The organism is Acinetobacter sp. YH12096 (assembly GCF_013419215.1).
Classification (GTDB): Bacteria; Pseudomonadota; Gammaproteobacteria; order Pseudomonadales; family Moraxellaceae; genus Acinetobacter; species Acinetobacter amyesii.
Map to the genome: position 1 here is coordinate 1 of NZ_VPAM01000022.1, position 25,566 is coordinate 25,566.

A 25,566-nucleotide genomic window follows, 5' to 3' on the forward strand; every position below is an offset into this window, starting at 1 on the left:
GCCTATTTAAGTGATGTGCTGAAAAGGTTGCCGACACATAAAGTGACTCAGATTGAAGAATTACTGCCACATCGCTGGAAATCCAACTCAAATTAAAAAATAGGCATGGGGTTCAGCGGACGCTTACAATTATCCAAACATATTGGAATTAAAAAAATCCCCTCATTCGAGGGGATTTTTTTGAATCAAACTACAGTATTAAAGTGCTGCAATCTGCTCCATATTCGCTTTAATTTTCGCTAACTGATCAGCAAACTCAGCAAGTTTCACTTTCTCGCCTTCAACCACAGCCGCAGGTGCTTTGCTTACGAAACCTTCGTTAGAAAGTTTGTTGGCAATTTGGTCATGCTGTTTTTGAACCTTGTCTAAGTCTTTTTGTAGACGAGCCAATTCCGCTTTAGGGTCAATTAAACCCTTCATTGGAACGAATACAGACACATGACCGACTACAGATGAAGAAGACAATGGTGGTTGTTCAGCATCTGCAAGGAAAGTAATGCTTTCAACTTTTGCCAATGCTTTAAACAACGGCTCAATACGAGCAATCTGTGCTTTTTCAGCATCAGTGGTGTTTTGAAGTAGAACAGGCAACAAGCGAGCATTACCTAAGCCCATTTCACCACGGATGTTACGTACAGCACCAATCAAACCTTGAAGCCATTGCATATCTGCTTCAGCTTGCTCATTCACTAACGCTTGGTCAGCAACAGGGTACTGTGCAAGCATAATCGTTTCGCCCGAAATGTTTAACTTCGGCGCAAGTGTTTGCCAGATTTCTTCGGTTAAGTAAGGCATTAATGGATGCGCTAAACGTAAAGATGCTTCCATCACAGAAAGAAGCACACGACGTACTTCAGCTTTACGCTCAGTTGATACGTTTTCGTCATTTAGAACAGGCTTAGTCAGCTCTACATACCAGTCACAGTATTCATTCCAAATGAACTCATAAATCGCTTGTGCAGCCAAGTCTAAACGATACGTCGCGAATGCTGTTTGCACCGCTTGTTCTGCTTTTTGCAGACGGCTCACGATCCACTGTTCAGGCAATTCCCAAAGGTCTTGACGAGCATCGATACCAATCACTTGCTCTTCGCAGTTCATCATCACGAAACGGGTAGCGTTCCAGATTTTGTTGGCAAAGTTACGGTAACCTTCAACACGTTTCATGTCGAACTTAATGTCACGACCAGTGTTGGCAAGCGCACAGAACGTGAAACGAACCGCGTCTGTACCGTAAGATTGAATACCTTCAGGGAATTCTTTACGGGTAGATTTTTCAATCTTGGCTGCTTGTTTCGGGTTCATCAAACCAGTCGTACGTTTTTGTACTAAAGTTTCAAGATCAACACCGTCAATCAAGTCTAATGGGTCAAGCACGTTGCCCTTAGATTTAGACATTTTCTGACCTTCGCCATCACGTACTAAACCGTGAACGTACACAGTTTTGAACGGTACTTGTGGCGTGCCATCTTCATTCTTCATGAAGTGCATGGTCATCATGATCATACGCGCCACCCAGAAGAAGATGATGTCAAAACCTGTCACCAATACATCAGTTGAGTGGAAGGTATTTAAGAAGTAGTTTTCTGCATCTTTCTTGGCATCACCCGTCCAACCTAAGGTCGAGAATGTCCAAAGTGCAGAGGAGAACCATGTATCCAGTACGTCTTCGTCTTGGTTTAATTGAATATCGGCAGGGATATTGTTTTTCGTACGAACTTCTTCTTCGTTTCGACCTACATAAACATTGTCTTCAGCATCGTACCAAGCAGGAATACGGTGACCCCACCACAATTGACGCGAGATACACCAGTCTTGAATGTTGTTCATCCACGCCATATACATATTGCTGTATTGCTCAGGCACGAACTTGATGCGACCATCTTGCACCGCTTCAATTGCAGGTTGCGCTAACGGTGCAATTTTCACATACCATTGGTCAGTCAATAATGGCTCAACAATTACGCCCGAACGGTCACCGCGAGGTGGTTTCAAGGTGTACGGTTGGATTTGATCTAACCAACCTTCGCTTTCCGCTTGTTCAACCAATTGTTTACGTGCTTCAAAACGCTCTAAACCAATGTAGTCTGCAGGTGCAGGAATGGTTTTAGAAATTTGTTCACCTGCTTTTGCGATATATTCAAATTCAGCCAATACTTCAGCATTTTTGTTGAAGATGTTGATGATTGGCAATTCGCAGCGTTTACCCACTTCATAGTCATTGAAGTCGTGTGCAGGGGTAATTTTTACACAGCCTGTACCAAATTCTTTATCGACATATTCATCTTTTACGATTGGAACGGCACGACCTGTAATTGGGAGGATGATGTTTTGACCAACAAGGTGCGAGTAACGCTCATCATCAAGGGCAACCGCAACCGCAGTATCACCCAGCAATGTTTCAGGACGAGTGGTTGCCACTACAATGTGATCTTTACCATCGTGAGTGCGTAGTGATTTATCTTCAAAGAAATATTTGAAGTGCCACAATGAACCTTGTTCTTCTTTATCCGACTCAACTTCTAAGTCAGAAAGGGCAGTTTGTAATTTTGGATCCCAGTTTACAAGGCGTTTGCCGCGGTAAATTAAACCTTCTTCGTGTAATTTCACGAAAACTTCTTTCACCGCATTCGATAAGCCTTCGTCCATAGTGAAGCGTTCACGTGACCAGTCTACAGATGAGCCTAGACGACGAATTTGACGGGTAATGTTACCGCCAGATTGTTCTTTCCATTCCCATACTTTTTCGATGAACTTTTCACGGCCTAGGTCGTGACGGCTGATGCCTTCAGCGCCCAATTGACGTTCAACAACCATTTGCGTTGCGATACCGGCATGGTCAGTACCCGGCTGCCAAAGGGTATTTTTGCCAGACATACGGTTATAACGAGTCAACGCATCCATAATGGCATTGTTGAAACCATGACCCATGTGCAAGCTACCAGTGACGTTTGGTGGCGGAATCATAATACAGAATGAATCACCTTTTTGAGATGGCTTGAAGTAGCCTCTCTCTTCCCAAGTCTTGTACCATTTTTTTTCGATCTCGGTCGGATCGTAGGTCGTAGCAATATTTTGCGCTGAATCAGTCATAGTCTAAACAGATCAAAAGTGGATAAAAAATTAGATCTATTGTAGCAAAAAAAATGGTGAATTAGGGATGTTGGGCGAATGTTAACTTTTAGGATTTGGCAGTAAATAAAAGAGTCCGTATGATAGGACCTAAGATAAGAAGTATCCATTGATCCCAAAACTAAGATAAAAGGAGCAATATCAAATGACTTATTCTATTTCTTTAAAGATTCAACCTACGACATATCAACGTTTTGAGACGATTCATCAAAAACTTAATGCAGGTGAAACAGAAAGTCAGTCCAAAGCCTTAGGGGATAATCTAGCGGATATTGCATGTGAAATTTTAGATCAAGTTTTTGGTCAAATGGCGCGCATGAATAAGTCTGGAGACAATGAATCCGAAAAAATTATTCAGCAAATACGTGAAACGACCCGTAAATATATGCCGTGGTCTGTGTCTTTTTTCGGCAATGACCGCCTTGTACCGATGGTGAATTATTTATATGGACGTTTTTATAGCGAAGATGGTCAGCATTTTATGCATTACCCGATCGATGCCTCTCTAGCGAATGACTTGCTAGGCTTTGTCAGTCAGATGAAAGACGGGCAAAACCAATATGTGCCGCTCGCGTTGAAAGCATTCACGCAAGTGGTCGATGCAGGGGTGACGCATTTGGTGCGTGAACCAAAAAAAATGCTGAAATTTAATATGGTGGTGGATAAAACTTTAACCGGTGTCATCAATCTCACCACGCAACTCGGATATAAACGCTTCGATAAACTCGGCAAAATTTATGATGCACAATCGATGAGTCAGTACTTTGATCATTTTATGGTGTTTTTGAGCAATGAGCCTGTACTACATAAAGCATAAAATACATATAAATGAATAAATTAGTTATTTAAAGGGATGTCAAAATGGCAAAACGTGATGATTTGAACGGAAAAGTGGTATGGATTACTGGGGCATCTTCAGGTTTGGGTGAAGCTTTAGCGAAAGAATGTGCTTTGCAAGGGGCACAGGTCATTTTGACCGCACGTCGTTTTGAAGAGTTGGAAAAAGTCCGGGTTTCATTATTACATCCAGATCAGCATCTTTCAGTGTGTGCAGACATTACCAATGAAGAACAAGTTCGCCATGCTTATGAACAAGTCCTTGCGCATAAAGGCCGAATTGACTGGCTAATCAATAATGCGGGATTGAGTCAGCGTGCATTGATCACGGATACGACTATGCAAACTGAACGTGCCATCATGGAAGTAGATTATTTTTCGCAAGTCTATTTGACTAAAACCGTTTTACCGACTTTTTTAGCGCAAAAGTCTGGTCGAATTGCTTTTGTTTCAAGTGTTGCAGGCTTATTAGGGACACAGTACCGAGCGACCTATTCTGCTGCAAAAGCTGCCATTCATATGTGGGCGAACAGTCTACGTGCGGAAGTTGCGGATCAAGGGGTGGGCGTATCGGTGATATTCCCCGGATTTGTCAAAACCAATGTTTCATTTAATGCACTCAATGGTGCCGGCAAGCCACAAGGGCATCAGGATGAAGCCATTGAAAATGGTCTAGAAGCCAATGAGTTTGCCGAAACGGTGGTGCAATCTTTGCAACGTGGGGAAGAATACATCGTGGTGGGTGGTTCTAAAGAAAAGCTCGGTGTTTGGGTATCTCGATTATCACCGACAACGTTATATAAAATGATTCGTAAAACCAAAGTGAAGTAAATTTTATCAAGTTTAAATAGTTTAAAAGTCACTCTTAACAGTGACTTTTTTAATGAGTAACGAGATTATAAGAAATGAAAAAGAATAATTTTAACAAATGGGGAATAGCCATCATTTTGTGCGCAATCATTGGTGCAATCGGTACAGTGGCATATTTTTATTTTAAACAGAAAACTCAAAAAATTGAGCAGAAGTCAACGCTCGAAAAGCCTGAAAAAGAAATAGGAACTGTATCAGAACCAGTTATTGAATCTGTTGAGATTGAACCTAAAGTTGAAGCGGCGAGTGCAGAAGTTGTTATGCGAGGACCAAATGAGGGGTGGTTACCGATCGAAGCACTGTTTGATGAAAAAGGATTATTGAAGTCTGAGTATTACAGTCAAAATCCTCAAGATTCAGATGTTGATAAATTACCTTATAGCTCGAATAAAATTGGTGATTTTAAATGGCGAGCTGAATTTCATCCTGTTGATGATTTTAAAGGCGATCAGGCTAGATTCAAAGATCAATGTTTTGGATATTGTGTTTTAGTGAAAGGTAAGTTGCTGACCAGTGTTGAATCGACTGTATTTACGGGCGCATTTATTGCGAAAGATCATTTGATCGAAGTGATTGCACATAAGGGGAGTGGCGCATATATGCCTGTCAACTATACCTTTATCAAAATCGACAAAGCTGGTAATGCAGAGTTAATCTCAGATGATCATAATTCTTACAAAGATCAATTGGCTCGTATCAATCATTCGGGACTCGAGATTGACTTAAAACCATTTAGAAAACTTCAATATTTTCTTCTAATGAATGAATATGGTTTAAATGTGTCGATGCAAAAAACCAATAAGGTGGATGTTGAACCGACTCAGTGTAAAGAGTATTACGAAGGAACATTAGAGGCATGTCCAACTTTATATGGATGTAAAGCTGACATTGTGGTGCAAGATCTGGCACGTGCTTATGCTGGAGATGTTGCATTTAGTTATCATGATCCAAATATTGATGAAAAGAAATTTAATGAAGTTTGCTTTAAAGTTTGTCGCAATGAAAATGTGAGTTATGAAGAGTTTGAAAACACATTGTGTAAAGTAAATTAAATAGTAAAAATGAATTGGGGAGAAGTAGAGAGATCAGATGTCTCTCTTTTGAATTGCTGTTCCATACGCAAAGACTTCGACCATGCCGCCTTGCATACCCAACTCAGTGGTGCTTAAACGCAGGCCCATAATTTGCGTTGCGCCCATCTTTTCAGCTTCTTGCTTTAAACGCACCACGGCTTCACGACGTGCCCGATCGACAATGCTTTCATAACTGGTTAAACGTCCGCCAAAGAAGTTCTGAATATTGGCAATCACATATTTAAAATAATCATGTGAAATCACTACATTACTCGAAATCAGCTGTCCGAAATGTTCAGTAGTTTTAAAACGGTTGTTGTCTATTTGAATATGCGCTAAACGTTTTTCTTGAGCTTCGAGTTCTTTGAGATGTTTTTGTTCGATATGGCGACCGAAGCCCCAGCCAATACAAAAAAGCGCCACAAAGATCAGGACTTTAAAAATAAAGGCATCCATGACTTAGTCCTGAGTTGGAAATGGGTCTGGGAGTTTTGCTGAGTTGGCTTCTACGCGAACAGCCGTGCCATACACAAATAATTCAGAGGCGCCTTGAGCAATATTTGAGGTTGAAAAACGGATGCCGACGACAGCATTCGCGCCTAAGGCACGTGCTTTATCAATCATACGGCTCATAGCTTCTTGACGGGATTCTTCGAGTAGTTCTGTATAACCTTTGAGCTCACCACCCACAATATTTTTTAGGCCAGCCATAAAGTCACGACCAACATGTTTACTGCGGACAGTACTGCCATAAACGACATCAAGTTGTTGTGTAATGGTATGACCCGGAACAGATTCAAGATTACTTAAAAGCATTTTTAGTTATCAATATAAAAAGGTGAATTGAAGATAGGAAACTCTTCAACAAAAAGCAATATGTTCATTTTTATTTTGAGGCTTCGATCTAAAAATGAAAAAGCCCACCGAAGTGAGCTTTTCAAATATTACGGGCTAGGCTAAATCAAATTATTGTTTTGATGCTGCTTTACGTTCGGCAGTAGAAGGTTGGTATTGCACAGCATCAGAAGTGTTGGCTTTGATACCACCACCAAGTGTTTTATACAATTCAACTTGGTTGTTGAGATTTGCTTGTTCAAGCAACAACAAACCTTGCTCAGCTGCATAAGATGCACGCTGCGCATCCAGTACAGTTAAGTAGCTATCAATACCAGCACGGAAGCGGGCATTTGATAGTTTGTACGTTGTATTGGTTGCATCAACTAAACGGCGCTGTGCTGCAATACGGTCACCAATGTTTTGGCGAACTGCAAGCGCATCATTCACTTCACGGAAAGCTGACTGAACTGATTTTTCATAATCAGACAATGCAATTTTCTGGTCAGTTTCAGAAACTTTAATATTGGCCTGACGTGTACCCCAGTCGAAGATTGGAATATCTAGGCTAGGACCAGCAGACCATACAAAGTTGCCTGATTTAAATAGATCACCTAAGTCCGTTGAAGCATAACCCGCAGAACCTGTCAGACTAATCGTAGGGAACAGACGTGCTTTAGCTGCACCAATGTTCGCACCAGCAGCAGACAGTTTGTATTCAGCTGCACGGACATCTGGACGGTTGTTCAACAAATCACTTGGAATACCCGAACCAATGGTATTGGTCGAAGTAATTCGATTGACACGTTGGTTCGGCAGCAAGTTCGCAGGCACTTGTTGACCCACTAATAGGTTCAATAAGTTTTGTGCTTGAGCAATTTGAGTCTTGTAGTTCGCAACATCATTACGTGCAGTTTCTACAGAAATTTGAGCCTGACGAACAGGAACTTCACTGTCGATACCGACATCAAAACGCTTTTTGTTGAGATTATAAGATTCAAGCTGAGCCTTTAAGGTTTGATCCGCAAGCTTCAAGTTTGAGTTAGCGTATGCATAGTTTAACCATGCTTGAGCCACTTGACCCACAAGCGCAATTTGCGTTGCATCACGGGCACTTGCAGTTGCAAGGTAACTGTCTAAAGCATTGTCTTTTAAGCTACGTACACGACCCCAAAAATCAAGTTCATAGGCAGTGACACCTAAACCGACATTGTAAGAAGTTACAGGCTTTTGCGTATTCAACGTGTCTTGACGAAGTACGCTACCACTTGCACCAATGGTTGGTAATTGACCATTGGCAGTGATTTGATACTGTTGTTGTGCACGTTCAATATTTAAAGCAGCCGTACGTAGGTCACGGTTATTGGCTAAAGCTAAGTCAAGAACTTGTACCAGACGTTGGTCAGCAAAGAAATCTTTATATCCTTGCTCAGCCACAGAAGTGCCAGAAGCACTTGCTGTGTAGCTTTCGGGGATATTGGTCTGAACAACCGGCTCTGGACCACGCATGCTTTGGCAGGCAGCCAAAGCAAGCGCAAGTGAAGAAACCGCAATGCTACGACCTGCAATAGACCATACATTTTGCATCACGATAAATGCTCCTGATTATTTTGTTGTTTTGGTTTGTACTTAAAGATACTTCGGATCCATACGTAGAACACAGGAATAAAGAAGATACCAAGTAGGGTAGAACTGATTACGCCACCCAATACACCATAACCTACAGAGTGCTGGCTACCTGCACCTGCACCCGAAGAAAGGGCAAGCGGAAGTACACCAAAACCAAAGGCTAAAGTGGTCATGATAATTGGACGTAGACGCATTTTAGCGGCATGCAAAGTTGCGTCAAACAGATCTTCACCTTTTTCTTGAAGTTCTTTGGCAAATTCTACGATCAAGATCGCATTCTTCGCGGACAAACCAATGACGGCAATAATAGCCACCTGGAAGTAAATGTTATTCGCCAAGTTTGGATTTTTGAAGAACACCATTCCAAGGAAAGTCAGTAATAACGCACCCAATACACCTAATGGTACAACCAGTAATACTGAGAACGGAATAGACCAGCTTTCATACAAGGCAGCAAGACATAGGAAGACGATTAACAATGAAAGTGCGTATAGGAATGGTGCTTGTGCGCCAGACTCACGTTCTTCTAGAGATAAACCAGTCCATTCATAGTCAAAGCCTTGAACGCCCATCGAAGGAAGTTTTTGTACAATTTCTTCCATCGCTTTCATCGCGTCGCCCGAACTTACACCCACACCCGGTGAACCTTGAATGTTCACAGATGCGATACCGTTATAACGTTCAAGACGTGGTGAACCATAAGTCCATTCACCAGTAGCGAAGGTCGAGAATGGAACCATTGTGCCTTGGTTGTTACGGACATACCACTGGCTCAGGTCTTCAGGCATCATACGTGCCGCAGCTTCACCTTGTACATAGACTTTCTTCACACGACCACGGTCAACGAAGTCATTGATGTAAGAACCACCCCATGCCATACCCATTGTGGTATTGATTTCAGCAATGCTGACACCCATAGCACCGGCTTGAGCTTGGTCAATCGTGATTTTGTACTGTGGCGTATCTTCTTGACCGTTAGGACGAACACCCATGAGGCGTTTATCTTGAGCAGCCATACCGAGCACCATATTACGGGCATCGATAAGTTGTTGATGAGTTTGACCTGCAGAAGCTTTTAACTGCAAGTTGAAGCCGGCAGTTACACCCAATTCAGGCATTGCTGGTAATTGGATTGGCATGATGTATGAAGCATCCTTCACGATCATGTTCAATGCCATACCACGTTGAATAATCGCACCCACTTGAGATTCAGGTGATGTACGGTCTTCCCAATCTTTTAACTTGATGAATGCAAGACCTGCGTTTTGACCTACACCTGTGAACGAGAAACCGGCAACACTGAATACAGAATCGACATATTTTTCTTCGTTTTTCAGGAAGTAATCGGTCATTGCAGTGACAGTTTTATCCGTACGCTCAAGTGAGGCATTCGGTGGTAACTGTACCAGTGTCATTACAACACCTTGGTCTTCTTCAGGTAAGAATGATGATGGTAACTTTTGGAATAAAAGCACTAATAAGCCGATTACAACTGCATAAATCACACCAGAGAAAATCTTGTGGTGTGTCATGAAGTTCACGCCGCCTTGGTATTTATGCGCAACTTTATCAAAAGAGCTGTTAAACCAACGGAAGAAACGGGCAAAGATATTGTTGCTTTCAGGTTTGTTTGGATCATGTTGTTTCAACATGGTCGCACATAGGGCAGGGGTAAAGGTCAATGCTACAATCAATGACAGAATCATTGCTGTTACCAGCGTGATTGAGAACTGACGATAAATTACACCTGTCGTACCACCGAAAAATGCCATCGGCACGAATACAGCGGTTAACACAGAGGTAATACCGATTAAGGCACCCGAGATCTGTTTCATTGAGATTTCAGTTGCAGTCACTGGGTCAAGATGATCTTCAACCATGACACGTTCAACGTTCTCTACGACAACAATTGCATCATCCACGAGGAGACCAATCGCCAGTACCATCGCGAACATGGTGAGAGTGTTGATCGAGAAACCAAACATGTTAATGACAGCAAAAGTACCCAATACCACTACAGGTACAGCCAATGTCGGAATAATCGTTGCGCGCCAGTTCTGTAAGAATAAGAACATCACAAAGAATACAAGAATCACGGCTTCTACAAGGGTATGTACAACACTTTCAATCGATAACTTAATGAATGGAGTCGTATCAAATGCAAGCGTGTCTTTTAAACCTTCAGGGTAGTTTGGACGTAGTTCTTTTAAACGTGCTTCAACAGCTTCGGCTGTGTCTAATGCGTTTGCACCAGTTGCTAGTTTGATCGCTACACCACCAGCAGGTTTGTTGTTGAACTTAGAGTCAAACTGATAGTTGTCTGCACCTAATTCAACACGTGCAACATCACCTAAACGTACCTGAGCACCATCACTACTGTTACGCAGGAAAATGTTTTTAAACTGCTCTGGTGTTTGCAACAAACTTTGTGCTGTAACTGTCGCGTTCAGTACTTGACCTTCAGTTGCAGGCGCACCACCTAACTGACCAACAGCAACCTGAGCATTCTGTGTACGGATAGCCGCAGCCACATCACTCGGTGTAACTTTCAGGTTTGCCATTTTGGCTGGATCTAGCCAAATACGCATCGCATAAGAACCACCGAATACTTGGACTTCACCTACACCTGCCACACGGCTGAGAGGTTCAGAAATATTCGAGTTTACATAGTCCTTAATGTCGTCCGCAGTCAACTTACCCGACGGTGAGTGGAATGCTACAACTTGTAGGAAGCTTGCGCCAGATTTGGTGACTTTTACACCTTGACGTTGTACGTCTTCAGGTAATAGCGCTGTCGCAGACTGGAGTTTGTTCTGGACTTGAACTTGGGCGATATCTGGATCGATCCCTTGTTCAAAGTTCAATGTAATAGATGCTTGACCGTTACCCGCACTGTTTGACGAAATATAACGTAAGCCATCCAAACCATTCATTTGTTGTTCAATGATTTGGGTTACGGTGTTTTCAACTGTTTCTGCAGACGCACCAGGGTAAGTCGCAGAGATTGAAACCGTTGGCGGCGCAATGGTCGGATACTGTGCAATTGGCATATTAGATAGCGTGAGTACACCCGCTAGCATAATTACCAATGCAATCACCCACGCAAAAATGGGGCGATGAATAAAGAATTGAGCCATTCAGTCTACTCCTTATGCGTTTGAAGTAGCTTTTTGTTCAGTTTTAGGCGCTGCTTGTTCTGCGGCTTTAGCGTCTGGTTTTGCTGCAGCAGGTTGTTGAGCACCTTGAGGTGCAGCGGCCTGAGGTTGATACGGTTTGGCTACAACTTGTTGCTCAGCTTTCACTTTTGCAATACCGTCAACAATCACTTTATCGCCAGTGTTTAAACCTTGAGTCACGATCCAGTTTGCACCTTGAGTACCGACTGTTGTTACAGGACGAGATTCTACAGCACCTTTTGCATTCACAATCATTGCCATTGCTTGACCTGTAGGGGTACGTGTAATAGCAGCTTGTGGAATAAGGTAAGCGTTTGGAATCACACCCTGAACGATGCGAGCATTGGCAAACATACCCGGAAGCAATAAATGGTTCGGGTTAGAGAACACAGCACGAAGCGTAACCGTACCTGTATCAGGGTTCACACTTGCATCAGAAAATGCAAGACGACCTTCAATTGGGTATTCGCTACCATCTTCAAGACGTAATTTCACTTTGGTGTTATTACTGCTGTCTAAGTTGCCTTTGCTTAACTGTTGGCGTAGACGAAGAAGTTCAGCACTTGATTGGTTAATGTCAACGTACATTGGATCAAGACGTTGAATTGTTACCAATGGATCAGCTTGAGATGCAGTAACTAATGCACCCGCTGTCACTGTTGAACGGTTGGTTTGACCTGAAATTGGCGCACGTACAGTTGAGTAACCTAGGTTAATTTCTGCATTTTTAAGTTCTGCCTGAGATGCCGCAACGTCTGCTTCAGCCAGTTTTACTTGCGCCACAATATCGTCATATTCTTGTTTAGAAATCGCATTTGAGCCAACAAGCTGACGGTAGCGACCTTCTTTAACACGTAACACGCCTAAATTTGCTTGTTGACGTGTTAAAGCAGCACGAGCACTGTCAGCTGAAGCACGGTTTGTACGTGAGTCGATCTCGTACAAGGCTTGTCCTTCGCGAACATAGCTACCTTCTGCAAATAAACGTTTCAGTACTACACCACTGGTTTGTGGACGTACTTCTGAAATTTCATAGGCAGATGTACGGCCTGAAAGTTCAACAGATTGTTCAACGCTTTGCGGTTGGGCAACAATGACACCGACTTCAGTTGGTGGCATTTGCTGTGCAGCAGCAGCTTGCTGTGCATTTTTAGGATCTTTGCTACAACCAACAAGTGCAATACTTGTTGCCAATGCGCAAGCAGTCAGGGCGGGAGCCCAAAGCTTTGCAGACATCATTGTTCCACCTCAATTAGATATTTATCTAAATTATTCATTTGTTTACGCTTTACTGATTTTGATGTAACTCAAATAAAGTAGCGCGATCCAAATAAAACTTATGCTCCAACCGGATAAGACATCTGTCGGAAAATGAACCCCAACATATACTCGCGAAACACCCATACACAGCATCCATAACAATGCCAAAATGGTGATCAAGCGATGTTGAGCATGTTGTCGGTAAATCAAGATCATCAAACACGCAAGCGATGCAGCATAACAACTGTGTGCGCTTGGGAATGAACTCCCGTAAGACGCTACAAGATGGTACATTTCTGGGGGGCGCGGTCTGGTGAACGTAAATTTAAGCAACCATGCAAGGCCGATACTTCCAAAGATCCCTATACTGATAAAAACAATCTCTGTGTATTTTTTATACCACGCAAAGTGTAAACACCATAGCGTGGTGAAAAATAATACAAAAGGCATGCCGCCTAGCGCGGAAAGTCCGATGGCAATTTGATTAAAAACAGCAATACGGTGCTGACTCATCCATTCCACGATATTTAAATCTAATAGATTTAAATAGGTGGGATAAAGCGACAACACACTGATAATTAATGCAAAAAAACCAACAAACAGTAGCGTTCGTGGCATATTTTATTCCTTGTCATTTTAACCGGTTTGAGCTCGGTTAATTAATGGACTAAAGTGTACTCATCAGTACACTTTATTTCAAGTCTGTGTAAATCATACTGATTTTATTTTTTGTGTTCATTTACATCTTACTAAAATAAAACACAAATCTGCTAATGATTGTTCTTACTGGCTTGTGTGCCATCTTCAACTTCAAGTGGGGCTTTTGGTGGCCAGAAAAAGTCACTTGGTCGCGTTAGAAAATGAGTCATCACCAATTTAGCCAGTGGTTTCCATTGTTCAAATCTTACGCGACGTGCCCGTAGTGCCACAATAATGGTTAACGTGAAACTGACGAATAAGTTAGTCAGACCGATCAGAATAACTCCTAAGAATGACACAATGATTAAGCCAATGTCTGGTGAACCATTAATATTGATGAGGCCTTGAATGAAGTTGGCCGAGGCGAAGGCGATATGGCGAATATCTAAAGGTAAACCAAAAATAAATCCAATCGTTCCCATACTGCCTAGCATGATCCCGAATAAGAAGTTACCTGCTAATGCACCTAAGTTTCGCTCAATGTAAGCGGCAAGCTTATCCAGTCTCTCTTGACCCATGATGCGTTTTAACTTTGGATGTGCTTGAATCCGTGGTCCAACTTTGCGATAGATCGCCATGTTGTCAAAGTACCCAGCAAGCAAACCTGATAAAAACAAACATACCCCAGCTATCGCAGCATGTGGCACAGCCAATGAGGTAAATGGATTGAGGTCGTGTAAGGTTTTAGCTGCTTTTGCATGATTCATTAATGGCTCATGTAAAGCCATGTCCCAACTGAGGGCGATCAATGCTGCAACAGGAATCGCAATACTAATGTTGCCTAAGATTGCAATAAACTGGGTTCGAATGATGTTAATAATCAGCGCGGCAAGTTCGGCAATCTGCGCCATTTTCGAGCCTTTACGATGTTGAACTGTCGAGGCAAGGGCGGCAGCTGTCATCGCAGGCTGTTTGGTAGCAACCGTAAAATGTAAGACATGAATCAGCATAAAGCCGAAAGAGTAGTTCAGACTATATGAAATGGCTTGCATGAGCGGTGCCATGCTGACACGGGCCATCAGCACTTTTAAAGTTGCCATACATGCAATGATCACACCGGCACCTGCCGCAGATCGGTACATGCTCATAAAGCCTTGTTTGTCCGTACTTACATAGTGTTCGCCAGTTTTACTTGCGTTTTCGGTGACTTGTAGGGCAACCAATTCACTATTGGTGGCGAGCAAATCGCGCACACTGCGTTCGTTATAAATCGCTGACGTCACATCACTGAGTAAACTACCCATAGACACATAGCGGACATCATCTTCTTCAACAATCAGGTTGAGTAAGATTTCTAAGCGATCTAAACACTGTTCTAAAAGCGACAATAAGTACGTTAGGCTGACACTTACGCCAATTCGTTTGGTCGCACGCCGAATCTTCAGCACCACATCACGACATTGTTCCAGCATTACCAACGCTTGAGAAGCATCTGGCGGTAGCACAGCACTCATTTCTTCAGCACTTTGATGGAGCTTTTTATACTGCTGAATAAAATCATTTATTTCACGGTTTTGCACCAAAAAAGGTGATTCATATTCGGTCAGTTCAGGCTGTGCATTAATAAATTCAGGATATAAGCCAATACCACTTACCCGATAGGACAAAACGGTAATGGCTTTAATTAACTCACGGCGAATTTTCTTTTTTTCTTCCTGATTGCTATGACCTTGATTAAATAGTCGAAAGAGCTGCATCCATTGCTGATCATCAATACTGTCCAGCCAATATTTGTCGCTATGACGATAAAAAACTCGACGGACTAAATCTTGTAATTGAGTTTCGTCATTGATCAGAGGAAGAAAATGTGCGCCAAGCCGTTGGAACAGTTGTCCCCAAAAACCATCGAGAGACAAAATACCTGTGTCCGCATATAAACTGGTTTGTTTATATCGGCTAATGAGTTTTAGGACAAAACTTTGCAAGGTAGAGGCTGCATCTGGCGTGATGAGTAAAGCTTGGATGAAAGCCTGAAATTTTTTCTTAATTTCGTCAGTATTTTTTGTATCTTCTGGTCGAATTCGGTTGACCAATTCGATCAGCAAGTTTTCATCCAGCACAGCCCGAGGGGTATCGAGCTGTTGCTGCATGGTCAAAAAGATATCATTCAGTTTTATATGCATAGGCAATGGGAATTACGAGGAATATTGTTAATTATTGAATTCGGTGTAATGCCAAGTTTGCGAGGTTGATTAAAGCTTGACGATATTCAGTATCTGGTAGCGCTGCTAAAGCGGCTAGTGCTGCCTCAGTTTCTTCAGTCGCTCGTTGGCTACAATAATCAAGTGCCCCAGAGCTTTGTACAATCTGAATAACACGCTCTAAATCTGCCGTACCACCTGTGGCAATACTGCGGCGAATAATGTCATGTTCTTCGCCAGTGGTATTCTTTAAGGCCGAGATTAAAGGTAAAGTTGGTTTACCTTCCATCAAATCATCACCAATATTTTTACCTAATGTTTCAGCATCTGAGGTGTAATCTAAAATATCGTCAATAATTTGAAAGGCATTTCCAAAGTGTCCGGCAAATTTTCTAAGCGGTTCACGGTACTCTGGTGTACCCGTCAAAATCGCGGCACCTTCGGTAGCGAGCTCAAATAAACGCGAAGTTTTACCGTGAATAATATCTAAATAAGTTTGTTCTGTGGTTTCGGGTTGGTGCTGTGATTGAAGTTGTAAAACTTCACCTTCAGCAATTTCACAGGTACCCGTTGAAAAGTCTTTGAGTAATACCTTGCTGTCTAGATCCACCAATAAATCAAAAGCACGAGAAATTAGAAAATCACCCACAAGTACGGCAGTTTGATTATTCCATGTCGCATTTGCGGTTGGGCGACCACGGCGTAAACCCGATTCATCTACTACGTCGTCATGTACCAAGGTTGCGGTATGTAGCATTTCAATAATTGCTGCAAGTTTACGGTGTTTTTCTAAATCTTCTGCACCACAAGCTTTTGCTGCAAGTAAGCACATAATGGGACGCATGCGTTTACCGCCTGCTTCAACCACATGTTTACTGACTGCCATGACCAAGGCAACTTTAGATGTGATCCCTTCATTAATAAATTTGTCCATCGCAGCAAAGTCAGTAGCAACAGGCGCGAGAATATCTTGCTTAAAGTCGATGGTCATATGAAGAGAAACCTCAATAATTTTTGAATTACAGACGTAGTGTAGCAATTTGTTATATGAATAACAGATAAGAACTTACTCAATTGACTTAATCTTAAGTGATTTTTTTCATCAAGCGGAAGTATTGTACTTATTTTTTAACAGACTTTTATCTTTAGCATGTTGTTTGAACAGCATGTTGTTGATGTCAGTCCAGAGTATATTAGCGAATTGTTGCTAAAAATCTATGTCAAACCTTGCCAAAAGCATGATAAGTGAAATAGAGCACTCATTTTAATGGTTTTAATGACACTGTTTATATAATAAACGCATACTCATCTAATATTTTACGGAAATGACTTGTTGTTTTTCGGGTTATCCCTTAAAATCTTTGCCTTTGCGAAACCCCAGTGACGATCGTTTTAAGATCGGTATATCCCTTTACCGGCACGACAACACGGGCATGTTTGGAGTACTTAAATGTACGCAGTAATCCAAAGCGGTGGTAAACAACACCGTGTAGTTGAGGGTGAAACCCTTAAAGTAGAATTATTGAAAGCTGAAACTGGCTCAACTGTTACTTTTGATGACGTGTTGATGCTTGTTAACGGTGACAGCATTCAAATTGGTGCACCAGTAGTAGCTGGCGCTAAAGTAACTGCTGAAGTAGTTAGCCATGGTCGTCACGACAAAATCCGCATCATCAAAATGCGTCGTCGTAAACACTATCGTAAACAACAAGGTCACCGTCAATGGTTCACTGAGTTGAAAATTACAGCTATTTCAGGCTAATTACGAGGAGTAAGTAGACATGGCAACTAAAAAAGCCGGTGGTTCGACTAAAAACGGTCGTGACTCGAACCCAAAAATGTTGGGTGTTAAAATCTACGGCGGTCAATCTGTGACTGCTGGTAACATCATCGTTCGTCAACGTGGTACTGAATTCCACGCTGGTGTAAATGTAGGTATGGGCCGTGACCATACTTTATTTGCAACTGCTGACGGCGTTGTGAAATTCGAAGTGAAAGGCCAATTCGGTCGTCGCTACGTATCTGTTGAAGCGTAAGCTTTAATAGAAAAAAAACCCGCATTTTTGCGGGTTTTTTTTCGTCTGACTAAAATGTGAGGTATTTTTTAGATTGTTACAAATGATGTGCAAATCAATAAATTAACCATAAATAGTGATTTAAATCACAAAAAATAAAGAGCGTAATAGAGGAGTACAAATACAAAAAAAGGATAAGGACATGAATAAAATATTGAATATAGTTTTTATCGGTGCTGACTATCAGAAAAGGAATTGTCCTGATAAAAGCCAACAAATTGCATTTGAAAAGACACTAGGACTTGGTGAAATAACTTCAATCGCTATTAAAGCTGTACCAAAATTACTAGCTGTGAGTATTTTATTTTCTTAGGTTCAATTGCATGGGCTGGTGGGAGTGGCTCGTCATATCCTGAGCATACTTGTAATCGTTGCAATAGTGGAATTCCTGGCCCAGAAGGGCCAATGGGACCTCAAGGTCCTGCTGGTGAAAAAGGCGATACAGGAGCAACAGGCGCTACATGTGCAACCGGAGCTAAAGGTGATACCGGAGCAGTAGGTGTTACAGGTGCAACCGGTAAAGATGGACTCAATGGCCGAGACGGCATCGATGGTAAGGATGGGTTGAACGGTCTGAATGGCAGCAATGGTCTAGATGGTGCAAGTGCTTATCAAGTTGCGGTGAGCAATGGTTATGAAGGCAATGAAGACCAATGGTTAGAAAGTCTACGTGGTGCAGTTGGCGCACAAGGGCTAACCGGTGAAAATGGTTTCAGTGCATATGAACTTGCGATAAAAAATGGATTTGTCGGTACTGAAGTTGAATGGTTGTTGAGCTTAAAAGGAACAGATCCGTACATTAAAATCCAATCAAACGTTGCCAATACAGCACCTAAACCAACTGCGAATGGACAAGATGCGATTGCAGTCGGTGCAGGTAATAAAGCTGATGGTAATCAGTCTATTGCCCTCGGTGTAAACAATATAGTCGGTGGTGATGGATCTGGTGCTGTAGGTTCAAATAACACAGTCACAGGTAATAATACCTATGTGGTTGGTAACAATATCAACACCTCTGCAAATAATGCTGTTGTACTTGGCAATGGTTCAAGCTTTGACCGCAATAATACGGTTTCCGTTGGCTCGGCTGGTGCAGAGCGGCAAATTATCCATGTGGCAGCAGGTACGGCAGACACCGATGCGGTAAACGTGAAACAAATGCGTCAAGCAGATCTAGAAGTGTTAAATAGTTCAAAAGCATATACAGATCAGCATGGGGCAAATGTACTTAATCAAGCCAATAGTTATACCAATCAATGTGTGAATGAATTGAACCATAATTTCAATAAATTTAAAGATAATGTTTACGGTGCTGTTGCTTCAAGTATTGCAATCGCCTCCTTACCGCAACCCACAGATGCCGGATACAACATGTTTAGCGTAGGTATGGGGGCTTGGGAAGGTTCACAAGGCTATGCAGTTGGTTTCAGTGGAGTGACTGAAAGCAATAAATATGTGTATAAATTGGCTGCAACAGGGAACTCTGAAGGTGACTTTGGCGCTGGTGCATCGATCGGTTGGCAATGGAAATAACTCAATATTGGATTATTAAAATTGCTAAATCGTTGTTTAACTATTTGAAAGGCATTTGAATCAAATCAAGTGCCTTTTTATTTTATATTTCTCCATCATGATGAATAAAAAACAGCAATTTGCATTAATAACCATACAAAACTTCTTATTTTCTCTAAATTTAGTCAATGAAAGTGGTTTAAGATGGAGCCATCTAACAAATTGCGTTGATGCAAATATAAAAGGTGAATCTATGAAAATGCTTCGTAAAACCATCTGTGCTATGGCATTAGGTGCAGCGACACTGGCACCGGTTATGAGTACGACAGTATTCGCGGCACCAGTTGCAGCGTCGGAGCAGCAGGCAACTGCCAATTTGGTGAAACAATTATCGGGTATTAAAAGTTTTACAGCTAACTTTCAGCAAACTACAAAAGTGACTAACCCGAAAGCTACTCAAAAGAAAGGTTTAAGTGCGCAGCATATGAACCAAACTTTTACTGGGGTCATGAAAGTTCAGCGTCCGGGTAAATTCTATTGGGAAACAACCAGCCCATCTAAGCAAACCATTGCGACCACAGGTAAAACAGTTTGGATCTATGACCCAGATCTACAACAAGCAGTACGCCAAAGCTTAGATGACCAAGTTGCGAATACGCCTGCATTATTATTGTCAGGTAATACGGCTCAAATCATGAAGTCTTATCGTATTACACAGCCGAATAAGACCAAAACTTACTACACTTTATATCCAAAAAGTGATGATGGTGTGTTTCAAAGCTTAACTATTAGTTTTGGTGCGAAAAATGCGCCGACTTTAATGATTCTCCAAGACTCATTAGGTCAAACAACCCATGTACGTTTCAATAATGTGAAGGTGAATGCGTCTATTCCAGCATCAACCTTTAATTTTGTACCTCCAAAAGGTACGGACATTATTGATCAATAATTCTCATAATCGAAAAAAGCAGACATCCGTCTGCTTTTTTTATGGAGAAATGTAAAGTAAGCAAGCTGAATTTAAGTGAAATTTAGTAGTATGCTGATATTCGCAGGTTGCTTAAATGAAGTGACTTGTGGTTTTGACTGTTGCTATAGGGAATTTTGGGATGAAAAAAAATCATATGAATAATATAGCTTGGGCTGTTTCAGCTGTGGTTTTAATTGGGTCATTAACGGCCTGTCATCCTCGAAATGAACCTGTTGAAGGTGCAACGACGGAACAGAAGCCAGTGGTCGTCGCTGATGCGATTCCACTTATTCAATCGAAATCTGTTGCGATGCAATTGCCGAAAGCACAAGCTTGCGATGCGGAAGGTTGTACCCAATATACGATTCAAACGGTTGAAACCAATGTTGATTGGATTAATCAATATTTTACTGACCGAATTAAAAAGGCAGATCCGATTGCATTTTCAACTGAGCCGAATCAAAAAATTGATTTATCGGACAAGACGGATGCAGGCTTAAGTCAAAGTACCACTTCTGTTCGATACATTAGTCAGTGGGGGCATATTGCAACTTTTGCGATCGAAAGCTATACCTATGCAGCGCATGCTGCTCACGGCATGTCTCATGTCGAATATGTCAATTTTGATTTAAAAGCCAAAAAACGTTTGGCTTTACAAGATGTCTTGGTCAAAGGTGCAGATGCGAAAGTGATTAGCGCATTATTTGATGCCAACTATATGTGGTTAGATAGTCACGATATTGAACGTTCAAAACTACAATTAAGCGATAATTTTTATTATGGCGCGAACGGGATCGTATTTGCTTATCCGCTGTATGAATTGGCGAGCTACGCAGAGGGCATGCCTGAGCTAAAACTTCCATATTTTATGGCTAAAGGGCTATTTAAACCTGAATATTTACCAAGTTTGCCAAATTACGAAACCAAATAAGACAATTTGCAGCAAGATTATTGGTCTAATAAGGGGCAGCTGTAAGCTCGGTCACTGTATTTTTGAGTGTTAAGAGCTTACACTATAGCCAGTTTTTTTCTTTACTTAAGATTGGCTATGATCGACCCGAAATTACTCAGAAATAATATTGAGGCTGTAAACTTAGCCTTAGCAAAACGTGGTGTTCAACTCAACGTAGCAGAGTGGGCAGACCTTGAAGCTCGCCGTAAGGAAATTCAGTCTAAAACTGAGTCGTTACAAGCTGAACGTAATGCTGGTGCAAAACAAGTTGGTCAAATTAAAAAAGCTGGCGGTGATGCATCTGAAATCATGGCACGTATGTCTGCCATTGGTGATGAAATTAAAGCGGCAGAACTCGCACTTTCTGACCTTCAGGCTGAACTCGAAGCCAAATCTTTATCGATTCCAAATTTACCTCATGAGTCTGTGCCAGAAGGTAAAGACGAAAATGACAATGTTGAAGTTCTAAAATGGGGTACACCACGTCAGTTTGATTTTGAAGTCAAAGACCATACTGATCTTGGTGAAATGATGGGTGGTTTAGAATTTGAAACCGCAACTAAATTGACAGGTACTCGTTTTAGCGTACTCAAAGGCCCATTGGCGCGTTTACAACGTGCAATTACCCAATTTATGTTAAATACACATACCTTGGAAAATGGCTATACCGAAGCGTATGTACCGTATTTGGTCAATGCAGACTCTTTACGTGGTACGGGTCAATTGCCTAAATTTGAAGAAGATTTATTTAAACTTCAAGGCGAAAAAGAATACTACTTGATCCCGACTGCAGAAGTGCCTGTAACCAACTTCGTGCGTGATGAAATCATTGACCCAGAACGTTTGCCATTAAAATATGCAGCGCATACGCCATGTTTCCGTAGTGAAGCGGGTTCGTATGGCCGTGATACACGTGGTTTGATCCGTCAACACCAATTTGACAAAGTAGAAATGGTTCAGATTGTAAAACCTGAAACTTCGATGGATGCTTTGGAAGAATTAACGGGTCATGCCGAAGGTATTCTTCAAGCATTAGGCTTACCATACCGTAAAGTCGTTCTGTGTGGCGGAGACATGGGCTTTGGTGCAATCAAAACTTATGATTTAGAAGTTTGGGTGCCAAGTCAAAATACCTACCGTGAAATTTCATCTTGCTCATGCATGGGTGACTTCCAAGCACGCCGTATGAAAGCGCGTTACCGTGCTGACCAAAAGAAAACTGAGTTTGTACACACGCTGAATGGTTCAGGTTTGGCAGTTGGTCGTACTTTACTTGCCGTGATGGAAAACTATCAACGTGCAGACGGTTCAATTGAAATTCCAGCAGTACTTCGTCCATATATGGGCGGTGCTGAATTTATCGATTAATAGTCGATAAAGTGCATACATTTGTGCACAAAAATTGCTTAAGACAATCAGATTTAAACTATTGAGGTCGTGTGTGGATATCTTTCCAATCTCTTTGAAGTTGCAGCAGCAACCTTGTCTGATTGTTGGTGGTGGTCGAATTGCATATCGAAAGGCTGTGCTGCTTGCAAAAGCGGGCGCTCAGCTGACAGTTTGCTCACCCGAAATTGAAGATGATTTATTGACCTTGGTTAATAAAACCCAAGGTCAATATCTCAACTCGATTTATCACGAATCGGTTTATCGAGAAAATGCCATTGCGCTGCGTCAGTTTCGTTTAGTGATTGCAGCAACCAATGACAAAGCGGTCAATCAGGCGGTTTTTGAAGCCTGCGAAGCTGAAAATGTCTTGGTCAATAGTGTTGATGATCCGCCGCATTGCCGTTTTATGGTTCCTGCGATTATTAACCGTTCTCCGCTGGTCATCTCCGTAGCATCCAATGGCACATCGCCAGTACTCTCGCGTCAAATACGCACCCAGTTAGAAAGCTCAATACCGCATGGCATGGGCAAACTGGCTGAGTTCTCAGGTAAGTGGCGCGCAGCCGTTAAATCCAAAATCGTCAATCCAGATGAACGCCGTATTTTTTGGGAAGACTTGTATGCAAGTCCGCTCAAAGAGCAGGTATTTAATGACAATTTGACCGAAGCCAATCGTTTGATTGAACAGGCCATATTGGAATGGAAACAGCCGAAAGGCGAGGTGTATTTGGTGGGTGCAGGGCCGGGTGATCCTGAACTGCTGACCTTAAAAGCCCTGCGTTTAATGCAGCAAGCGGATGTGGTGATCTATGACCGTTTGGTTTCTCAGCCGATTATGGACCTCTGCCGCCGTGACGCTGAAAAAATTTACGTAGGTAAAGCACGATCTAATCATGCTGTTCCGCAAGAAGGCATCAATGCCTTACTGGTGAAATATGCAAGTGAAGGCAAACGTGTCTGCCGTTTAAAAGGCGGAGATCCATTCATCTTTGGCCGCGGCGGTGAAGAAATTCAGGAACTTTTTGCGGCAGGCGTTGCCTTCCAAGTCGTTCCAGGGATTACTGCTGCATCTGGTTGTTCGGCTTATGCAGGGATTCCTTTAACGCATCGTGATTATGCGCAAAGTGTACGCTTCCTGACAGGCCATCTGAAAGAAGGTTCGCCTGAGCTGCCTTGGAATGAGTTGGTTTATCAAAATCAAACGCTTGTGCTGTATATGGGCTTGGTCGGTCTAGAAAAAATTTGTGAGAAACTCATCGCGCATGGGCAGCGTTCAGACATGCCTGTCGCATTGGTTTCTAAAGGGACGACACCTGAACAAAAAGTCGTGGTCGGGACATTGGCGGATATTGCATCTAAAGTCAGTGAATACCAAATTCAGGCGCCTACATTGACGATTATTGGTGATGTGGTGAGTCTGCGTGAACAGCTTCAATGGCATGAGCGAGGATAAGCAACGCAACGCGTTGCCCGAGCGCAAGGCGAAGGCTATGCCTGAGCAAAGAGGATAAGCAAGCTGCTCAATTGTCCAAATGCAAGGCGAAGGCTATGCCCGAGCAAAGAGGATAAGCAGGCTGCTGAATTGTCCAAATGCAAGGCGAAGGCTATGCCTGAGCAAAGAGGATAAGCAAGTTCTGGTATTGTCCAAATGCAATGCGAAAGCTAAGTACAAATGATATGAGTAAGTGGATTGTCCTCGTGTAAGGCTAAAAGCAATGTAGATAAGCAAGCGCTTGTAGTACCATCTAAACTTATGCTTCAGCTTTGAAACTGTAGCCTGAGCTTTAAGCCATTATTTAACTAAAGAGTAGAGAAAAAACTGTGATCCATGTTGTTTTATACGAGCCAGAAATTCCTGCAAATACAGGGAATATCATTCGTTTATGTGCCAATACTGGAGCGCAGTTGCATTTGGTCAAACCATTAGGTTTTGAGCTAGATGATAAAAAACTTCGCCGCGCTGGTTTGGATTATCATGAATGGGCACACATGAAAGTGTGGGAAAACTTTGAAGAATGCCTTGCTGGCTTAAAAGCACAAGGTATTGAGATGGATGCCATTTATCCATTAACCACCAAAGGTTTTGAAACACCGCATACTTCTAATTTAAATCGTCCTGTAGCATTGTTAATGGGGCCAGAAACACGTGGTTTGCCGGAAGATGTCCGTATGATGTTCCCAAAAGAACATTGGATTCGCCTGCCGATGGCACCAAATTCGCGTAGTTTAAACTTGTCTAATGCTACTGCTGTGATTTTATATGAAGCTTGGCGTCAGCAAGACTTTAAAGAATTGGTCTAAGTGTGATCTGTTCAAAAAGCCGCTCTATCGAGCGGTTTTTTATTGGGAATGAACACAGTGAACCATTTACAGCAATGAAGTTTTGTAAAATACGGGCTTAAAAACTTCAGCATCAATATAAAAATGTGTATAAGAACACTGTGAAGAAATAAAACGGGTACTTAAAACTTGAAATCTATAAATTTAAAAGCTTTTGGTGTCGTATTTGCGACCGGATTCATTTCATCAATGAGTTGGGCTAATCCAACCGTATCAACCACAACGGAACAGATACCAGTCACCGTTACTGCAACTACAGAAAATGTTCCAGTTGTACCGAAGGCTGAGGTGATTAAGCCTTTTACTAAGGCTGAAGTGCAGCAGGGCATGCTGGAAATGCAGCAAAGACAAAATCAGCGTATTGAGGAATGGGGGAAAACACTAAAAGCCGACGATTTTGAGCGTTCTTGGTATGGTGGTCGTCAATTGAAAAAGTCCAAGCGTCAGGAAGTATGTGGACTATATCAAGGCTTAGTCAATGAAACATACAGCTTGGCTCAAAAAAATAAAGCGCGTCTTAGCGTTGCTGATCAACAGCTAGTAGCAGATCGAAATCAATTTATTCAAAGTTTGGGATATGAAAAAAATATTGTAGACACCAAGATGGGTTTTAATTGCCGCTTAAAATAAGTGGTTTGCTGAAACCCTTTTGATTCATCTCAATAATTAATGTCCTT

23 protein-coding genes are annotated in these 25,566 nt (G+C 42.1%); 14 read left to right on the forward strand and 9 right to left on the reverse strand.

The window, feature by feature from the left end:
- A partial coding sequence (locus tag FTU36_RS10285; protein ID WP_141192730.1) for a transposase domain-containing protein occupies positions 1-96 on the forward strand: 96 nt, incomplete at its 5' end.
- A gap of 102 nt (positions 97-198) precedes the next feature.
- Here FTU36_RS10285 and FTU36_RS10290 read toward each other — a convergent pair.
- Complete coding sequence (locus tag FTU36_RS10290) at positions 199-3,093, reverse strand: valine--tRNA ligase (RefSeq protein ID WP_180117790.1); 2,895 nt, start codon at positions 3,091-3,093, stop codon at positions 199-201.
- Positions 3,094-3,277: 184 nt separating this feature from the next.
- Here FTU36_RS10290 and FTU36_RS10295 point away from each other — a divergent pair, with 184 nt between their 5' ends.
- The 3 genes from FTU36_RS10295 (at position 3,278) to FTU36_RS10305 (ending at position 5,891) form a co-directional block, all read left to right on the forward strand.
- The gene (locus FTU36_RS10295) at positions 3,278-3,949 is read left to right on the forward strand and encodes a hypothetical protein (RefSeq protein ID WP_180055776.1); all 672 of its coding nucleotides are present in this window, start codon (positions 3,278-3,280) and stop codon (positions 3,947-3,949) included.
- A 44-nt stretch (positions 3,950-3,993) separates the two neighbouring features.
- Positions 3,994-4,800: an SDR family oxidoreductase gene (locus FTU36_RS10300; RefSeq protein ID WP_078191399.1), complete on the forward strand. Its 807-nt coding sequence runs from the start codon at positions 3,994-3,996 to the stop codon at positions 4,798-4,800.
- A gap of 74 nt (positions 4,801-4,874) precedes the next feature.
- On the forward strand, positions 4,875-5,891 hold the full coding sequence (locus tag FTU36_RS10305; RefSeq protein ID WP_180117792.1) for a hypothetical protein: 1,017 nt from the start codon (positions 4,875-4,877) through the stop codon (positions 5,889-5,891).
- A gap of 33 nt (positions 5,892-5,924) precedes the next feature.
- On the opposite strand, the gene FTU36_RS10310 is transcribed toward FTU36_RS10305, so the two are convergent.
- The 8 genes from FTU36_RS10310 to sdsA all read right to left on the reverse strand — a co-directional run bounded on the left by FTU36_RS10310 (position 5,925) and on the right by sdsA (position 16,642).
- Complete coding sequence (locus FTU36_RS10310) at positions 5,925-6,368, reverse strand: YbjQ family protein (protein WP_168378127.1); 444 nt, start codon at positions 6,366-6,368, stop codon at positions 5,925-5,927.
- Between the two features lie 3 nt (positions 6,369-6,371).
- Positions 6,372-6,728, reverse strand: a complete 357-nt coding sequence (locus tag FTU36_RS10315; RefSeq protein WP_078192212.1) for a YbjQ family protein — start codon at positions 6,726-6,728, stop codon at positions 6,372-6,374.
- A gap of 150 nt (positions 6,729-6,878) precedes the next feature.
- Positions 6,879-8,333, reverse strand: coding sequence for a multidrug efflux RND transporter AdeIJK outer membrane channel subunit AdeK (adeK, locus tag FTU36_RS10320; protein WP_078191396.1), 1,455 nt, complete (start codon positions 8,331-8,333; stop codon positions 6,879-6,881).
- Complete coding sequence (locus tag FTU36_RS10325) at positions 8,333-11,512, reverse strand: efflux RND transporter permease subunit (protein WP_180005072.1); 3,180 nt, start codon at positions 11,510-11,512, stop codon at positions 8,333-8,335. Before FTU36_RS10325 ends, adeK begins: the two co-directional genes overlap by 1 nt.
- Positions 11,513-11,524: 12 nt before the next feature.
- Positions 11,525-12,790, reverse strand: coding sequence for an efflux RND transporter periplasmic adaptor subunit (locus FTU36_RS10330; protein WP_180117794.1), 1,266 nt, complete (start codon positions 12,788-12,790; stop codon positions 11,525-11,527).
- Positions 12,791-12,832: 42 nt separating this feature from the next.
- Positions 12,833-13,429, reverse strand: coding sequence for a phosphatase PAP2 family protein (locus tag FTU36_RS10335; protein ID WP_180005070.1), 597 nt, complete (start codon positions 13,427-13,429; stop codon positions 12,833-12,835).
- Between the two features lie 152 nt (positions 13,430-13,581).
- On the reverse strand, positions 13,582-15,633 hold the full coding sequence (locus FTU36_RS10340) for a site-specific recombinase (protein ID WP_180117796.1): 2,052 nt from the start codon (positions 15,631-15,633) through the stop codon (positions 13,582-13,584).
- A 31-nt stretch (positions 15,634-15,664) separates the two neighbouring features.
- Positions 15,665-16,642: an All-trans-nonaprenyl-diphosphate synthase gene (gene sdsA, locus FTU36_RS10345; RefSeq protein ID WP_078191391.1), complete on the reverse strand. Its 978-nt coding sequence runs from the start codon at positions 16,640-16,642 to the stop codon at positions 15,665-15,667.
- Between the two features lie 459 nt (positions 16,643-17,101).
- On the opposite strand from sdsA, the gene rplU reads away from it, so the two are divergent.
- From rplU to FTU36_RS10395, 10 genes are all read left to right on the forward strand, one after another.
- Positions 17,102-17,413 carry a 50S ribosomal protein L21 gene (rplU, locus tag FTU36_RS10350; RefSeq protein WP_078191390.1) on the forward strand — a complete coding sequence of 104 codons (312 nt, stop codon included), beginning with the start codon at positions 17,102-17,104 and terminating at the stop codon, positions 17,411-17,413.
- Positions 17,414-17,432: 19 nt separating this feature from the next.
- Positions 17,433-17,687, forward strand: a complete 255-nt coding sequence (gene rpmA, locus FTU36_RS10355) for a 50S ribosomal protein L27 (protein ID WP_067764378.1) — start codon at positions 17,433-17,435, stop codon at positions 17,685-17,687.
- A gap of 181 nt (positions 17,688-17,868) precedes the next feature.
- Entirely contained in the window at positions 17,869-18,039 is a 171-nt protein-coding gene (locus FTU36_RS10360) for a hypothetical protein (RefSeq protein ID WP_180117798.1), read from the forward strand.
- A gap of 92 nt (positions 18,040-18,131) precedes the next feature.
- Positions 18,132-19,259, forward strand: a complete 1,128-nt coding sequence (locus FTU36_RS10365) for a YadA-like family protein (protein ID WP_180117800.1) — start codon at positions 18,132-18,134, stop codon at positions 19,257-19,259.
- A gap of 232 nt (positions 19,260-19,491) precedes the next feature.
- Positions 19,492-20,187 carry an outer membrane lipoprotein chaperone LolA gene (gene lolA / locus FTU36_RS10370; RefSeq protein WP_111885313.1) on the forward strand — a complete coding sequence of 232 codons (696 nt, stop codon included), beginning with the start codon at positions 19,492-19,494 and terminating at the stop codon, positions 20,185-20,187.
- Between the two features lie 160 nt (positions 20,188-20,347).
- A complete protein-coding gene (locus FTU36_RS10375) occupies positions 20,348-21,139 on the forward strand; it encodes an RsiV family protein (protein WP_180021965.1) in 792 nt (263 codons plus the stop codon).
- A gap of 117 nt (positions 21,140-21,256) precedes the next feature.
- Complete coding sequence (gene serS / locus FTU36_RS10380) at positions 21,257-22,528, forward strand: serine--tRNA ligase (RefSeq protein ID WP_180066755.1); 1,272 nt, start codon at positions 21,257-21,259, stop codon at positions 22,526-22,528.
- 73 nt (positions 22,529-22,601) lie between these two features.
- Positions 22,602-24,002 (forward strand): siroheme synthase CysG, encoded by a 1,401-nt coding sequence (gene cysG, locus FTU36_RS10385; protein WP_180117801.1) that lies wholly within the window; start codon positions 22,602-22,604, stop codon positions 24,000-24,002.
- Positions 24,003-24,370: 368 nt separating this feature from the next.
- Positions 24,371-24,850 carry a tRNA (cytidine(34)-2'-O)-methyltransferase gene (locus FTU36_RS10390; protein ID WP_111885295.1) on the forward strand — a complete coding sequence of 160 codons (480 nt, stop codon included), beginning with the start codon at positions 24,371-24,373 and terminating at the stop codon, positions 24,848-24,850.
- A gap of 168 nt (positions 24,851-25,018) precedes the next feature.
- Positions 25,019-25,519, forward strand: coding sequence for a hypothetical protein (locus tag FTU36_RS10395; RefSeq protein WP_218954400.1), 501 nt, complete (start codon positions 25,019-25,021; stop codon positions 25,517-25,519).
- Positions 25,520-25,566: the final 47 nt, after the last annotated feature.

Excerpts from the sequence above, each read along its gene's own strand:
- FTU36_RS10375 (WP_180021965.1), top strand. The coding sequence starts at position 20,348 with ATGAAAAAAAATCATATGAATAATATAGCTTGGGCTGTTTCAGCTGTG.
- adeK (WP_078191396.1), bottom strand. The coding sequence starts at position 8,333 with ATGCAAAATGTATGGTCTATTGCAGGTCGTAGCATTGCGGTTTCTTCA.
- FTU36_RS10330 (WP_180117794.1), bottom strand. The coding sequence starts at position 12,790 with ATGATGTCTGCAAAGCTTTGGGCTCCCGCCCTGACTGCTTGCGCATTG.
- FTU36_RS10365 (WP_180117800.1), top strand. The coding sequence starts at position 18,132 with ATGGGACCTCAAGGTCCTGCTGGTGAAAAAGGCGATACAGGAGCAACA.
- FTU36_RS10360 (WP_180117798.1), top strand. The coding sequence starts at position 17,869 with ATGAATAAAATATTGAATATAGTTTTTATCGGTGCTGACTATCAGAAA.
- FTU36_RS10310 (WP_168378127.1), bottom strand. The coding sequence starts at position 6,368 with ATGGATGCCTTTATTTTTAAAGTCCTGATCTTTGTGGCGCTTTTTTGT.
- lolA (WP_111885313.1), top strand. The coding sequence starts at position 19,492 with ATGAAAATGCTTCGTAAAACCATCTGTGCTATGGCATTAGGTGCAGCG.
- FTU36_RS10300 (WP_078191399.1), top strand. The coding sequence starts at position 3,994 with ATGGCAAAACGTGATGATTTGAACGGAAAAGTGGTATGGATTACTGGG.
- FTU36_RS10340 (WP_180117796.1), bottom strand. The coding sequence starts at position 15,633 with ATGCATATAAAACTGAATGATATCTTTTTGACCATGCAGCAACAGCTC.
- FTU36_RS10290 (WP_180117790.1), bottom strand. The coding sequence starts at position 3,093 with ATGACTGATTCAGCGCAAAATATTGCTACGACCTACGATCCGACCGAG.
- FTU36_RS10315 (WP_078192212.1), bottom strand. The coding sequence starts at position 6,728 with ATGCTTTTAAGTAATCTTGAATCTGTTCCGGGTCATACCATTACACAA.
- rplU (WP_078191390.1), top strand. The coding sequence starts at position 17,102 with ATGTACGCAGTAATCCAAAGCGGTGGTAAACAACACCGTGTAGTTGAG.
- rpmA (WP_067764378.1), top strand. The coding sequence starts at position 17,433 with ATGGCAACTAAAAAAGCCGGTGGTTCGACTAAAAACGGTCGTGACTCG.
- FTU36_RS10335 (WP_180005070.1), bottom strand. The coding sequence starts at position 13,429 with ATGCCACGAACGCTACTGTTTGTTGGTTTTTTTGCATTAATTATCAGT.
- FTU36_RS10295 (WP_180055776.1), top strand. The coding sequence starts at position 3,278 with ATGACTTATTCTATTTCTTTAAAGATTCAACCTACGACATATCAACGT.
- FTU36_RS10325 (WP_180005072.1), bottom strand. The coding sequence starts at position 11,512 with ATGGCTCAATTCTTTATTCATCGCCCCATTTTTGCGTGGGTGATTGCA.
- sdsA (WP_078191391.1), bottom strand. The coding sequence starts at position 16,642 with ATGACCATCGACTTTAAGCAAGATATTCTCGCGCCTGTTGCTACTGAC.
- serS (WP_180066755.1), top strand. The coding sequence starts at position 21,257 with ATGATCGACCCGAAATTACTCAGAAATAATATTGAGGCTGTAAACTTA.
- FTU36_RS10305 (WP_180117792.1), top strand. The coding sequence starts at position 4,875 with ATGAAAAAGAATAATTTTAACAAATGGGGAATAGCCATCATTTTGTGC.